This window comes from Ectopseudomonas composti, assembly GCF_001567565.1.
Lineage (GTDB): Bacteria > Pseudomonadota > Gammaproteobacteria > Pseudomonadales > Pseudomonadaceae > Aquipseudomonas > Aquipseudomonas composti_A.
On the sequence record NZ_LSSW01000029.1, the window covers coordinates 74,903 to 88,853 of the forward strand.

Genomic DNA, 13,951 nt, shown 5'->3' on the forward strand with positions numbered 1-13,951 from the left:
TGGGCGTGCGGGTTGGTGCGGCCCGGGCGTAGGGTGGATGACGCTTTTCTCATCCCTCCTGCCGCTACCGGGCCAGGCTCCATCCGGTGGACAGAAAGCGCTGTCCACCCTGCGGGGCTGGACTCCGCGATCAGTCGCGCTTGAGCAGCGTCCAGGTGCCGTTCTTCACCTGGATCAGCTCGCGGCCGCGTTCGTCGAAGCCGCTGTGATCCTCGGGGCTCATGTTGTAGACGCCCTGGGTGGCGGCGAACTCGTGGGTCGCCTCCAGTGCGTCACGCAGTGCCGCGCGGAACTCGGGCGTGCCGGGCTCGGCCTTGGCGGCGGCCGCCGGAATCGCCTGTTGCAGCAGCAGCCCGGCGTCATAGGTATTGGCGCCGAAGGTGGCCGGCTTGCTGCCGTTGAGCTTCTCGTAGGCGGCCACGTATTCGCCGGCGATGGCCTTGGACGGATGGCTGTCGGGCATCTCATCGAGCACCAGCATCAGGCTGGCGGCGAGGATGGTGCCTTCGACCTTCTTGCCGCCGAGGCGCAGGAAGTCCGGCAGGGCCGCGCCGTGGGTCTGGTACATCTGGCCACGGTAGCCCTGGTCGAACAGGGTGGTCTGCGGCAGTACCGCCGAGCTGCCCGGTGCCGCCACCAGCACGGCGTCGGGGCGCGAGGCGAGAATCTTCAGGCTCTGCCCGGTGACCGAGGTGTCCTGGCGCTGGAAGCGCTCGTTGGCCAGCACCTTGATGCCGTGTTCGGCCGCCAGGGCGCTCATCACCTTCGACCAGTTCTCGCCGTAGGGATCGGCGGTGCCGATCAGGCCCAGGGTCTTCACGCCACGGGCGTCCATGTCCTCGACCAGGGCCTTGGCGATCAGGTCGTCGTTCTGCGTGGTCTTGAACACCCACTTCTTCTGCTCGGTCATCGGCACCACCACGGCGGCGGTACCGACCGGCGCCAGCAGCGGCACGCCGGCCTCGGCGACGAACTGGATCACGCCCATGGCGTTGGGCGAACCGCTTGGGCCGATGATGGCGTCGACGTTTTCCTCGCTGATCAGCTTCTTCAGCGCCTTGACGGTGGCGGTGGGGTCGCTGCCGTCATCCAGGGCGATGTACTTCACCTGTTGGTCGCCTGCCTGGGTGGGCAGTAGCGGTACGGAGTTCTTCTGCGGTAGCCCGACCAGTGCGATGGGGCCGGTAGAGGAGGTGATGACACCGACCTTTACCTCGGCCTGTGCGAAGGACGCGCAGACCGCGCTGAGAAGGAGGGTGGACACAGCTCGTTTGAAGTGCATGACGTACTCCGAGGGGTTGCAAGGCTATTGGAGAGACAGAGCCAGTCGGCGTGCGCATCGAGGCGCGATGCACGAATGGTGTGTCGTCTTCTTTTTGTTCTGGCGCCTTGTGGGCGCTGCCGGTGGTTGTCCCGTCCGACACGGGCTGAATTGCACCTCCCGTGCCAGAACGCCGTGCACCGCGCTGTTGCAAGACGGCCAGCCGCCGTGTTCGAGAGGGTTGCGAGTGGGCTGGCGAAGCGCTTGTCAGCCACGTTCGAGGAGGCGCCTGTTGATCGGCTCATGGCCGATGTCATCAGGGCTGACGGCACTTTTCGATTGCCTGAAATGGGTCGTTTCTTAGCGTTTTTTTATCTAAAAAATGATCATTTTCTGCTTTGAAAATGGCGTCATTTGAGGTGCATTTTTTGTGCGATTATCGGCCGTTAAAGTGAGCTTGTCAGATGGCCTGAAAATGCGAGTGCGTGATGATAGTGTTTCTCATGTTAGCGGTAAGTGGTTGATTTTAATGGATTAAAGTGCTGATTTTGCGTGAATGTTACAGGGTTTTAGTGTTACCGAACTGCACGGGAATGGTGCTCGAGGTAGCGAAAATGCACCGAATCTACACACTCTTTTTTGGGTGATAATTCAATTGACAATTCACGTAATTCTTCCGATTCTGGATTTACGTGAATCGCGGCTCGTCCTGCGGTTCTGTCGATCAACCGGAACAGCAATGGGTGAAGCAGATGGCGATAGTGGTCGAGAAGCTGACGCTCGGTGAGCATGGCCCCCGTGTGATGGTGAAAGACACCATCGATGTGGCTGGCCATCCCACTCGTGCTTCCAGCCGCGCCCTTGAACATGCGCCGGACGCCGAGTGCCATGCCGAGGTGGTTGAGACGCTGCTGGCTGCCGGCTGTCAGCTGATTGGCAAGACCAGCCTGCATGAGCTGGCCTTCGGCACTACCGGGCTCAATGCCTGGACGGGCACGGCCGAGAACCCGCGCTACCCCGGACACATTCCCGGTGGTTCCTCCAGTGGTTCGGCCGCTGCCGTGGCTGCCGGTCTGTGCGACTTCTCCCTGGGCACCGATACCGGTGGTTCGGTGCGTATTCCCGCCGCTTGCTGCGGTGTGTTCGGCCTCAAGCCCACCTTCGGCCGCATCAGTCGCGCCGGGGTGATGCCGGCGCAGACATCGCTCGATTGCGTTGGACCCTTCGCGGCCAATATCGAGATGCTGATCAGCGCGATGAAGGCCATCGATCCGACCTTCAAGGCGCTGCCGGACGTAACCGGCATCCGTATTGGCGTGGTTCCGGTGCAGGCTCATGCCGAGGTGCAAGCTGCTCTCGATGCCGTGCTCGAGGCGGCGGATTTCGCACAGTGCGAGATGCCGCTGCCCGGCATGCAGGCGGCCTACGACGCTGGCCTGGCGGTGATCAACCGCGAGACCTGGAATGCCTGCGGGCACCTGGTGGAAACCGGCCTGGTCGGCGCCGATGTTGCCGGCCGGCTGCTGGCCGCACGCGAGACCCGCGACGACGCTCTGGCTGACGCCGAACGCTGCCGCGCCGCCTTCACCGCCGAGGTGGACGCCGCCCTGGCGCAGTGCCCGATTCTCGCTCTGCCGACCATGCCGGATTACCCGGCGCGCGTCGCAGACGCTGCCGATACCCGCGCGGCCATCGGCATGACCGCTTTCGTACGCCCTTTCAACCTGACTGGCCACCCGGCATTGAGCATCCCTTTCGAGGGGGCCTCGAAATTGCCGGTAGGACTACAACTGATCGCCGCCAAGGGCGCTGACGAACTGCTTCTGGCAGTCGCCCGCGAGCTGCTGCGGCGCCTCGAACAATAACCGTGCCCATCCTGGAGAAGCCCATGTCTTCCCTAAGCCAGCTGGATCACCAGCGCCTTGCCCCGATTACCGCGAATGAAGCCTTTCAGGCGCTGTTGACCGATATCCGCGAGCGCGCCCGGCGTGAGGAGTTCGATAAGCAGCGCTACATCTCCCATGACGTCATCGCGCGTTTCAAGGAGCTTGGCGTCTACCGCGCCCTGGTGCCCACGCGCTTCGGCGGCGAGCAGCGCAGCCCCATGGAATTCTGCGAGATGGTGGAGGATGTCTCCGCCGCTGACGGTTCCGCCGGCTGGGTCGCCAGCTTCGGCATGAACCCGGTGTACCTGGCGGCCCTGCCCCTGGAGACGCTGGACAAGGTGTACGCCAACGGCCCGGATGTGGTGTTCGCCGCCGGCATCTTCCCGCCGCAACCGGCCGAGACCATCGACGGTGGCTTCAAGGTCAGCGGCCGCTGGAAGTTCTCCAGTGGTTGCATGGGCGCCGACCTGATCGGCGTCGGCATCAGCCCCAAGACTGGCGAAACCCTGTCGCTGCCGCGCCTGGCCGTGATGCCACGGGAAAAGGTCGGCATCGAGGACACCTGGGATGTGGTCGGCCTGGTCGGAACCGGCAGCCATGACCTGGTGCTCGACGGCGTCGAAGTGCCGGAGGAGTGGACCTTCGTCCGTGGTGGCCCGGCCAACCTCGACGAGCCGCTGTTCCGCTATCCGTCACTGTCTTTCGCTACCCAGGTGCTTTCCGTGGTCGGCCTCGGTGTTGCCCGCGCCGCGCTGGATTATCTGGCTGATATGGCCAGCGGTCGCTTCTCCGTTACCGGCGCGCCGGCCTTGGCCGACCGCCCGCTGGCGCAGATGCAGGTGGCCAAGGCTGAAGCGGAGCTGCGCGCTGCCCGCGCCTGGTTCTACGACGCCATGGAAAACGCCTGGGCCAGCGTGCTGGCCGGCGATGTGGTGAGCGTCGAGCAGACCAACCTGCTGCGCCTGTCTTCCACCCATGCTGCCCGTGTGTCGGCCGAGGTGGCGCGCACCGCGCAGATGCTCTCGGGCATGACCGGCGTCTACCGCCACAGCCCGCTGGCGCGCTTCGTCAACGACGCCCAGGTGGTTACCCAGCATGCCTTCATGGGCGACATGACCTACCAGAACGCCGGCGCGATCTTCTTCGGCGGCAAGCCGATGCCTGGCTACCTGTAATCGACAACTAACGATTGGTGATTGTGATGACTGATAAAAAAGCCCTGCGTGTCCTGTTCTGCATGGGCATCAACCAGAATTTCTTCGACGCCCCACGTGAGGAGCAGCTGGAAGTCTGGGCGGCGTTCAGCGCCATGTGGAACGGCATCCACGATCTGCCCGGCGTGACGGTGTTCGGCAACATGGACGACGACCAGAGCATGGTCGGCCCATCCACCGGCTACCCCTGGACCACCTACCTGCTGGCCGACGTGCCGGACATCGAGACGGTACACGCCGCCTGCAACCTGTTCCGCACCACCGCCGTGGGCGCTGGCCCGTACAAGCTGTGGCGCTACTGCAAGGTGGAAGCGCGTACCGGTCGTGAACTGATCATCCAACGGGCCTGAGCCATGAGCCGATCCCTCGAAGCCCGCCTGCACCAGCTGGAAAGCGAGAACGCCGTGCGTGCCTGCATGAACCGCTACATGGTGCTGTGCGACGCGCTCGATGCACGCACCCCGCTGGACGAGTTGGCCGGGTTGTTCACCGCCGACGCCATCTGGGAAGGCAAGGGCGCCAAGTATGCCAAGAGCTTTGGCGGCTATCGGGGGCGCGAGGCGATCCGCGCGATGTTCGCCGGCTACATGACCGAGCCGGCGCACTTCGCCCTCAACGTGCATTTCCTCTGCTCGGAGCTGATCCGTGTCGAGGATGACCAGGCCAGCGGCAGTTGGGTGATGTTGCAGACCTCTACCTTCGCCAGTGGCGGCTCGCACCTCAACGCGGCGCGACTGACGGTGCGTTTTCGCGAAGAGCAAGGCGTCTGGCGCATGGCTCATTTTCAGACCGAGAACCTGTTCGGCCGCCCGGTCGATGCATGGAACAGCGATGCCCACCTGCCCGTGCCGGGGCAGACCGAAGAATGACTTTTATGAGTCGGTGACCTGCGCCGACGAGGAGTGACCGTGACCAACCTGATCGAAACCGTGAACCTGGCCAGCTCGCCGGCCGACCTGGTGCTGCATGACCGCGTGCACACCTCCCTGTATACCGATGCCCGCCTCTTCGATGAAGAGCTGGAGAAGGTGTTCTACAGCACCTGGATCTGGGTGGCGCACGCCAGCGAGATTCCCGACAACGGCAGCTACAAGAGCACCTTCATTGGCAAGCAGCCGGTGATCGTCGTGCGTGACCGCAAGAAGGACGTACACGTGCTGCTCAACCGCTGCCGTCACCGTGGCGCCACCGTCTGTGAGCACAAGAAGGGCAAGACCAACAGCTTCGTCTGCCCCTACCACGGCTGGAGCTACGCCCTCGACGGCAGCCTGCGCGGCGTGCCGCACCCGGAGAGCTATGCCGACTGCCTGGACAAGGGCGAGCTGCCGCTGGTGAGCCTGCGCGTCGAGCAATACAACGGCATGATCTTCGCTACCTTCAAGGACGACATCGAGCCGCTGGAAGACTTCCTCGGCGCGGCCAAGAAATGGATCGACCTGTTCATGAAGCAGGGCGCTGGCTACGGCGTGAAGGTGTCCGGCGAGCATCGTTTCCGCTTCCCCGGCAACTGGAAGATCCAGCTGGAGAACACCACCGACGCCTACCACTTCCCGCTGGTGCACAAGTCCTTCCTGTCCTCGGTGGACGAGCAGACCCTGGAGCTGTTCGATTTCGTCGAAGGCCCCGGCTACGTCGAAGACCTCGGCAACGGCCACAGCGTGATGGTGATGATCCCCGACCTGGTGGATCTGGAAGCCGACCTGGACAAGCCGATCCCCGAGCGCTTCGAGGCGCTGGCTCAGGAGCTGCGTGACGAAGGCATCGAGGAACAGCAGGTGCGCCGCATCGTCCGTGCCGTCGGCGGTTCGGGCTTCAACCTCAACCTGTTCCCCAACGTCGCCTGCTCCATGGCCTTCTTCCGCGTGCTGCAGCCGGTCTCGGTGAACGAGACCGAGATCCACCACGCGGTGATCACCATGGACGGCGGCCCGGCCGTGGCCAACCGCTACCGCCTGCGCCTGCACGAGCACTTCCAGGGTCCGATGGGCTTCGGTACCCCGGACGACTCCGAGGCCTGGGAGCGCGTGCAGAAGGGCGCCCAGGCCGGCAGCGACCTGTGGATCATGCTCAACCGCGGCCTGCCCGGCGAGAAGCCGAGCGAGGACGGCCTGGTCAGCGACGTGAGTGCCGAGACCGGCATGCGCGCGGCCTACCAGCAGTGGAAAAAGATGATGTCGGCCTGAGCCGCCGCGCCCCTCTGCCCGCACGGGTGAGAGGGGCCCGTCATGCACCTATTTGAAGAGAACCACTATGAATCTTGAACTGCTCAACCACGTCAGCGCCTTCATCTGGCAGGAAGCGGACATGCTCGACCACGGCGATTTCGACGCCTGGCTGAACCTGTGGGCCGACAAGGGGACCTACATCATCCCCATCGACCCCAACGAGACCGATTTCGAGAACACCCTCAACTACGCCTACGACGACCATCACATGCGCAAGTTGCGTGTGCAGCGCCTGATCGGCGGCGAGTCCATCTCCACCAGCCCGCGTGCCCGTACCGTGCGCAGCCTGTCGCGCTTTCGCGTGCTCGGCGAGGAAGGCGCTGTGGTCACCGTGCGCTGCGCGCAGAACCTGCGCGAGTTCCGCAAGGACGTGCTCAAGCACTACACCGCGGATGTCACCTTCGAGCTCAAGCGCGACGGTGACAGCTTCAAGATCCAGCGCAAGCTGATCCAGTTGATCAACTCGACCGATACCCTCGCCGGTATTGGTTACATCCTGTAGGACGCCGTCATGACTCAGGTAGCCCTCGTCACCGGTGCCGCCCAGGGCCTCGGTCTGTCCATCGCCAACCGTCTGTTCGCAGCCGGTTATGCGGTGGTGATCACCGACCTGTCGCTGGAGCGTGCCCAGGCCGCCGCCGATCGCCTCGATCCGAGCGGCCAGCGCAGCCTGGCACTGCAGCTCGACGTCGCCAGCAAGGCCGACTTCGAGGCAGCACTGGCCGCCGTGCTGGCGCGCTGGGGCGCGCTGCACGTGGCGGTCAACAGTGCTGCGATGACCCGCACCACACCGGTCATGCAGATCAGCCCGGAGGAGTTCGACCGGGTCATGAGCCTCAACACCCGCAGCATCTTCCTCGGCTGCCAGGTACTTGGCGGGCACATGGCAGCTGCAGGCTACGGGCGGATCATCAACATGGCCTCGCTGGCCGGGCAGAACGGCGGCACCGCCACTGGGGCGCACTACGCGGCCTCCAAGGGCGCCATCGTCACCCTGACCAAGATCTTCGCCAAGGAACTGGCCGGTGCCGGTGTGACGGTCAACGCCATCGCCCCCGGCCCCATCGAGTCGCCCGCCGTACATGCGGCGGTGCCGCCGGAGCGCATGGCCGGCTTGCTCGCCAATATCCCGGTGAAGCGTCTCGGTGATGCCGACTTCCTCGGTGATCTGGTGGTACAGCTGGCGCGCCCGGAAGCCTATTTCACCACCGGGGCGACCTGGGATGTGAACGGCGGTCTGTTCATGCGTTGAACCCCGCCCGGCAGGCCCTTCGGGTGTGCCGGGCAAACGAAAGAATGCCGCGCGTGCGAGCTGCGGACTGTAACGAACGAGAACAATCAGCACCTCGAAGGGTGCGGGAAGGTCGGTATGACTGAGCAAGTGTTGAACCTGGTGGTACGCAAGCGGCAGGAACAAGGCGAGGGCGTGGTAATCCTCGACCTCGCCGATCCGACGGGCAGCAATCTGCCGGCCTTCGAGGCCGGTGCCCACGTCGATGTCCACCTCAAGCCCGGCCTGGTGCGCCAGTATTCGCTGTGCGGTGACCCGGCCAATGCCGCCGTCTACCGCCTCGGTGTGCTGCGCGACCCAGCCTCGCGCGGCGGCTCGGTGGCCGTCCACGAGCTGCTCAGCGAAGGCGCCCACATCAGCGTCGGCACGCCGCGCAACCTGTTTCCCCTGGCCGCTGGTGCCAGCCGTTCGATCCTCATCGGCGGTGGCATCGGCATCACCCCGATGATCGCCATGGCGCACCAGCTGACCGCCCAGGATAGCCCGTTCGAGCTGCACTACTGCGGGCGTTCGCGTCAGCGTTCGGCCTTCCTCGACGAACTGGCAGGCGCCGACTTCGCCGCCTGCGTGCGCACCCACTTCGATGACGAAGGCGATACGCAGAAGCTCGACCTGCCGGCCGTACTCGGCCAGCCGGGCGCTGGCGTGCACGTCTATGTGTGTGGCCCGAGCGGCTTCATGGACTGGGTCATCGAGGGCGCGCGCCAGGCCGGCTACGCCGAGGATCACATCCACCGCGAGTACTTCCAGGTGGAGGTCGACGCCAGCGGCGACAGCTTCGAAGTGGTCGCTCAGCGCAGCGGCAAGACCGTTCAGGTCGCCGAAGGCCAGACCATCATCGACGCACTCGCCACGGTTGGCATCAAGGTGGAGATCTCTTGCGAGCAGGGCGTCTGCGGCACCTGCCTGTGCGATGTGCTGGAGGGCGAACCGGATCACCGCGACGTCTACCTGACCGATGACGAGAAGGCCGCCAATGACCAGATTCTGGTCTGCTGTTCGCGCGCCAAGTCGAAAAAACTGGTGCTGGATATCTAACACGCGAGGGCAAGATCATGGTCGACACCACAGGTTTCCGTAATGCCATGGCGCTGCTGGGCGGCGCCGTTTCAGTGATCACCACCGACGGTGCTGCCGGGCGCTGGGGCTTCACCGCCTCGGCCGTGTGCAGCGTCACCGACCAGCCGCCGACGCTGCTGGTATGCATGAACCGCGCGTCTTTCTCCAATGGCCACTTCAAGCAGAACGGTGTGCTCAGCGTGAATGTGCTGAGTGCCGAGCTGAAGGACATCTCCGGCGTATTCGCCAACCGAGATATGGACTCCGACCAGCGTTTCGCTCAGGCCAGCTGGAGCACGCTGGAAAGCGGCGCGCCGCTGCTGGACAACGCCCTGGTCAATTTCGATTGCCGTATCGCCCAGGCGCATGAGGTGGGTTCGCATACCATCTTCTATTGCGAGGTGCTGGGTATTCGTAACGGCAACAGCCAGGAAGGTCTGGTGTATTTCAACCGCGCCTATCACCGTCTGGGCGAACAGTCGCGGTCGGCCTGCTGAGGCGCTTGGGTGGGCCTTGGTCCCACCCGCCGTCTTGCCAGTGCTGCAGGAATTTCCGAACTAATGTCGGAAATAACGGATGAAGTTTCACTTCATTCTGAAACAGGCAATACCCGTCAATAAGAAACAACTGCCTGATAGTGATAGGCAGTGCCTTGCTACGACCTTTTTTGCAGTAAGTGGTTATAAAAACAAAACTGCGGATTAACTGCCTCGGAACCGGTTAAACCTGTCGCATGCTCAAGCCAGGCCCGATAAAGCCTGGCGAAGCGGACGTTTTACCGATCTCGGTTATATCAACTGCCAATTAATCTGCTTCCACTCATTGTGCCTTGCACAGGTAACAAAGGATCAAAACAATGTTCCAGAACAACTGGCTGGCCAGCGGCATTGGTGCTGTGGGCCTGATGGGCATGTTCACGTCTATTTCCGCCCAGGCGGACTTTCTCGACGATCGGCAAGTCAGTCTTGGCTTGCGCAACTTCTATATCGATCGTGACTTCAAACAACATGACGCGCCCAAGTCGCGTATTGGCAGCTGGACGCAGGGTTTCGATTTTCGCGCCATTTCCGGCTATACCGAAGGCACCGTGCAGTTCGGTCTCGACCTCTCCGCGCAATATGCCTATCGCCTCGATGGCGGTGGTGGTCGCGGCCCTGACAGCATCATTCCGTACGACGACAGCAAGGGTGAGCAGGTCCGTGATTACGGCCGCGCCGCACTGACCGCCAAGATGCGTTACTCCAAGACCGAGCTGAAGATCGGCGAGCATCGTCCTACGCTGCCGGTGGCTTTCTACGATGACTCGCGCCAGCTGATCACCACCTATCACGGTTTCATGCTGGAGTCGCGCGAGGTGGACAAGCTGACCCTCACCGCCGGCCGTTTTACCGAGATCAGCAGCCGTGAGTCGTCCAACCGCGAGAAGATGTACCTGTTCAACGGGCCGAACATTCAGCGCCGCAGTGATGGCCTGAACTTCGCCGGTGCCACCTATGCCTTCAGCCCGGCATTCTCGGCGACCTACTTCTATGGTCAGCTGGAGGATATCTACCAGCAGCAGTACCTCGGTGCGACCTACAACGCCGACCTGGGCAACGGCTTCGGGCTGAAGACCGACCTGCGTTACTTCGACAACCGTGAAGATGGCAAGGCGCTTTACGGCGACATCGACAACCGCTCCTACGGTGCCATGACCACCTTGCGCAAGGGCTCTCATGCCATCGGTGTCGGCTACCAGCGCATGCTCGGCGACAGCACCTTCCCCACGCTCAATGGCTACGCACCACAGCCGTACCTGGTGAACTGGTCCACCGTGGCCTTCGTCAAGCCCAACGAAAGCTCCTGGCAACTGCGCTACGACCTGGACTTCGCCGGCTACGGTGTGCCGGGCCTGAAACTGATGACCCGCTACCTGCGCGGCACTGGCATTGACCGGGGCAGCAACGATCTGGATCAGAACGTCGAGAGCGAGCGCAACATCGTCCTCGGCTACGTGGTGCAGGACGGCCCGCTCAAGGGCGTGGGCTTCGAGTGGCGCAACATCGACGTGAAGACCCGTTACGGCAACGGCGCGGCGTCGGGTGCCGATTACCAGGAAAACCGCCTGATCACCTCCTACACCTTCAAGTTCTGACCGGCGGCGGGGCCGGGGGCAGATCCGGCTCCGCCTGCATTCACAGGCTGCGAGAAGACGATGCGACTCTACGAACTGATCACCTTCACCTTGCGCGTACGCACCCCGGCCGAAGCGCTGAAACGTCTGCGCGAAACCCTCGCCGAGGCGCGTGACGGCTGCGTGCTGATGGGCTGCTGGGCGTCGGAAGTCGGCCCACTGAACCAGGTCGCCGTGCTGCGTGGATTTCGTGACGAAACGGCGCGGCAGGTTGAGCGCGAGCGCTTCCTCCAGGCACCGGATGCCTTCGGCATCGAAGCCTTCATGCTCGACATGAAGGTGGAAAACTACACGCTGTTTCCCTTTCTCGAGCCGCTGGCGCCCGGCAAGCACGGGCCGTTCTACGAGCTGCGCGAATACAACCTGATTGCCTCCGGCCTGGCGCCGACGATGGCAGGCTGGGAAAAGGCCGTCGGCCCGCGCACCGGGCAGGATTATTCAGCGGTCTACGCGGCGTTCTTCGCCACCGACGGGCGCACTCCGCGCTACCTGCACATCTGGCCCTACGCCAGCCAGGAGCAGCGCCTGGACGTGCGCACCCGTGCCGTCGCCGACGGCGTCTGGCCACCTGAAAACTCCGGGCCGCAGCTGCGCGAGATGCATTCCACCCTCTACCTGCCGGCGGCGTTTTCGCCGTTGCAGTAGCAGGTGAACCTTTTCATGCCCGTCTTGCTCCTTGCGGGCTTTTTTCTTCCTCTGCGCTCAGCGTTGGCGAGCGCGCGACAGCTGGTCGACCAGCGCCAGGCAGTGATCGAGCGCCGGCGAGGCGTCGCCGATACGCTGGCTGATGATGATCGGCGAGGTGGCCTGCGCTTCCTGCAGCGGCGCGTAGTCGATGTCGACGCGGTGCAGCACCTGCACCGAGGCCGGCACCAGGGTGATGCCGATACCGGCAGCGACCAGGCCGATGGCCGTCTGCAGTTCGTTGGTCCATTGCGCCACGCGAATCTGCAGGCCGTGCGCGTCGAACAAGGCCAGCACATGATCGGCGTAGCTCGGCCGCGGATTACCCGGATACAGCACGAAGGGCTCGCGGGCCAGCTCGGCCAGGCTCACCGGGCCTGGCAGCAGCGCATGCCCGGCGGGCAGGGCGGCAACCAGCGGGTCGAGGGTCAGCACCTGCTGCTGTACGGCCGCGTCGTCGATATGGATACGACCGAAGCCGATGTCGATGCGTCCGGCCTTGAGTGCCTCGACCTGTTGCACCGTGGTCATTTCCGACAGCCCCAGCTCCAGGCCGGCGTCGCTACGCAGGCGCCGGATCAGCTCCGGCAGCACGCCGTAGAGCGTGGACGGGGCGAAACCGATGCCGAGCCAGGCTTTCTCGCCCGAGCCGATGCGCCGGGTACTGTCGCAGACCTTGCCCAGTTGCTCGAGCAGGGTGCTGGAGTGCTCGTGGAAGAAGCGTCCGGCCTCGGTCAGGCGCAATGGCCGGCCACGCTCGAGCAGCGTCACGCCGAGTTCGTCCTCGAGCTGCTGGATCTGCCGGCTCAGCGGCGGCTGGGCGATGTGCAGGCGTTCGGCGGCGCGGGTGAAGTTGAGGGTTTCGGCGAGCGCCTGGAAATAGCGCAGGTGGCGAAGCTCCATGGGCGGCTTTCCTCTGAAATTGACGATACCTTCAGGGTATTGTTGCAGACAAAATCAATATTGGAACCTGCCAAAATGCAGGATCAATATCCCATCACATACATGAACAACCTGATGGGTATTGAAATGAGCCACGCCGCGATCGAGTCGCTCGAAGCGATCATCGTCGACCTGCCGACCATCCGCCCGCACAAGCTGGCGATGCACACCATGCAGAACCAGACCCTGGTGATCCTGCGCCTGCGCTGCGCCGACGGCATCGAGGGCATCGGTGAAGCCACCACCATCGGTGGCCTGTCCTATGGCAACGAGAGCCCGGACAGCATCAAGGTCAACCTGGACTGTCACTTCGCGCCGCTGTTGATCGGTCAGGACGCCAGCAACATCAACGCCTGCATGCAGCGCATCGACCGTGTGGTGAAGGGCAACACCTTCGCCCGCTCGGCGGTGGAAACCGCACTGCTCGATGCCCAGGGCAAGCGCCTCGGCCTGCCGGTCAGCGAAATCCTCGGCGGCCGCGTGCGCGACAGCCTGGAAGTGGCCTGGACCCTGGCCAGCGGCGACACCCGCAAGGACATCAGTGAGGCCGAGCAGATGCTCGAAGCCCGTCGCCATCGCATCTTCAAGCTGAAGATCGGTGCCGGCGAGGTGAACAAGGACCTGGCTCATGTCATCGCCATCAAAAAGGCCCTGGGTGAGCGCGCCAGCGTGCGTGTCGACGTCAACCAGGCCTGGGACGAAGCAGTGGCACTGCGCGCCTGCCGCATTCTCGGGGACAACGGCATCGACCTGATCGAACAGCCGATCTCGCGCCACAACCGCGGCGGCCAGGTGCGCCTGAACCAATCCAGCCCGGCGCCGATCATGGCCGACGAGTCCATCGAGTGCGTGGAAGACGCCTTCAACCTGGCGCGCGACGGCGCTGCCCCGGTGTTCGCCCTGAAGATCGCCAAGAACGGCGGCCCGCGCGCCGTGCTGCGCACCGCCAGCATCGCCGAGGCGGCTGGTATCGGCCTATATGGCGGCACCATGCTCGAGGGCAGCGTCGGCACCCTGGCCTCGGCCCATGCCTTCATTACCCTGAACAAGCTGGCCTGGGACACCGAACTGTTCGGCCCGCTGCTGCTGACCGAAGACATCGTCATCGAGCCGCCGCTGTACCGTGACTTCCAACTGCACGTGCCGCGCCTGCCCGGTATCGGCCTGACCCTCGACGAGGAGCGCCTGGCGCGCTTCCGCCGTTCCTGATCCAGCC

General features: G+C 63.9%; 14 protein-coding genes. 12 read left to right on the top strand and 2 right to left on the bottom strand.

Annotation, left to right across the window (positions count from 1 at the left end):
• Nucleotides 1-130 precede the first annotated feature (130 nt).
• Complete coding sequence (locus PCLY_RS16840) at nt 131-1,282, bottom strand: ABC transporter substrate-binding protein (protein ID WP_061240776.1); 1,152 nt, start codon at nt 1,280-1,282, stop codon at nt 131-133.
• A 731-nt stretch (nt 1,283-2,013) separates the two neighbouring features.
• Between PCLY_RS16840 and PCLY_RS16845 the strand changes: the two genes are divergently transcribed.
• The 11 genes from PCLY_RS16845 to PCLY_RS16895 all read left to right on the top strand — a co-directional run bounded on the left by PCLY_RS16845 (nt 2,014) and on the right by PCLY_RS16895 (nt 11,754).
• Nucleotides 2,014-3,126: an amidase gene (locus PCLY_RS16845; protein WP_061241591.1), complete on the top strand. Its 1,113-nt coding sequence runs from the start codon at nt 2,014-2,016 to the stop codon at nt 3,124-3,126.
• 23 nt (nt 3,127-3,149) lie between these two features.
• On the top strand, nt 3,150-4,322 hold the full coding sequence (locus PCLY_RS16850) for an acyl-CoA dehydrogenase family protein (protein ID WP_061240777.1): 1,173 nt from the start codon (nt 3,150-3,152) through the stop codon (nt 4,320-4,322).
• A 26-nt stretch (nt 4,323-4,348) separates the two neighbouring features.
• A complete protein-coding gene (locus PCLY_RS16855) occupies nt 4,349-4,711 on the top strand; it encodes a hypothetical protein (protein WP_061240778.1) in 363 nt (120 codons plus the stop codon).
• Between the two features lie 3 nt (nt 4,712-4,714).
• Entirely contained in the window at nt 4,715-5,230 is a 516-nt protein-coding gene (locus PCLY_RS16860) for a nuclear transport factor 2 family protein (RefSeq protein WP_061240779.1), read from the top strand.
• Between the two features lie 39 nt (nt 5,231-5,269).
• Nucleotides 5,270-6,544 carry an aromatic ring-hydroxylating oxygenase subunit alpha gene (locus PCLY_RS16865; protein ID WP_061240780.1) on the top strand — a complete coding sequence of 425 codons (1,275 nt, stop codon included), beginning with the start codon at nt 5,270-5,272 and terminating at the stop codon, nt 6,542-6,544.
• 67 nt (nt 6,545-6,611) lie between these two features.
• Complete coding sequence (locus tag PCLY_RS16870) at nt 6,612-7,088, top strand: aromatic-ring-hydroxylating dioxygenase subunit beta (RefSeq protein WP_061240781.1); 477 nt, start codon at nt 6,612-6,614, stop codon at nt 7,086-7,088.
• A gap of 9 nt (nt 7,089-7,097) precedes the next feature.
• Nucleotides 7,098-7,838: an SDR family NAD(P)-dependent oxidoreductase gene (locus PCLY_RS16875; RefSeq protein ID WP_061240782.1), complete on the top strand. Its 741-nt coding sequence runs from the start codon at nt 7,098-7,100 to the stop codon at nt 7,836-7,838.
• Between the two features lie 117 nt (nt 7,839-7,955).
• A complete protein-coding gene (locus PCLY_RS16880; RefSeq protein ID WP_061240783.1) occupies nt 7,956-8,915 on the top strand; it encodes a PDR/VanB family oxidoreductase in 960 nt (319 codons plus the stop codon).
• A 17-nt stretch (nt 8,916-8,932) separates the two neighbouring features.
• Nucleotides 8,933-9,433, top strand: coding sequence for a flavin reductase (locus tag PCLY_RS16885; RefSeq protein ID WP_061240784.1), 501 nt, complete (start codon nt 8,933-8,935; stop codon nt 9,431-9,433).
• Between the two features lie 359 nt (nt 9,434-9,792).
• Complete coding sequence (locus PCLY_RS16890; RefSeq protein ID WP_061240785.1) at nt 9,793-11,070, top strand: OprD family porin; 1,278 nt, start codon at nt 9,793-9,795, stop codon at nt 11,068-11,070.
• Between the two features lie 60 nt (nt 11,071-11,130).
• The gene (locus PCLY_RS16895) at nt 11,131-11,754 is read left to right on the top strand and encodes an NIPSNAP family protein (protein WP_061240786.1); all 624 of its coding nucleotides are present in this window, start codon (nt 11,131-11,133) and stop codon (nt 11,752-11,754) included.
• Nucleotides 11,755-11,811: 57 nt separating this feature from the next.
• Here PCLY_RS16895 and PCLY_RS16900 read toward each other — a convergent pair whose 3' ends face one another.
• Nucleotides 11,812-12,696, bottom strand: coding sequence for a LysR family transcriptional regulator (locus tag PCLY_RS16900; protein WP_061240787.1), 885 nt, complete (start codon nt 12,694-12,696; stop codon nt 11,812-11,814).
• Nucleotides 12,697-12,822: 126 nt separating this feature from the next.
• On the opposite strand from PCLY_RS16900, the gene PCLY_RS16905 reads away from it, so the two are divergent.
• Nucleotides 12,823-13,944, top strand: coding sequence for a muconate cycloisomerase family protein (locus PCLY_RS16905; RefSeq protein ID WP_197432207.1), 1,122 nt, complete (start codon nt 12,823-12,825; stop codon nt 13,942-13,944).
• Nucleotides 13,945-13,951: the final 7 nt, after the last annotated feature.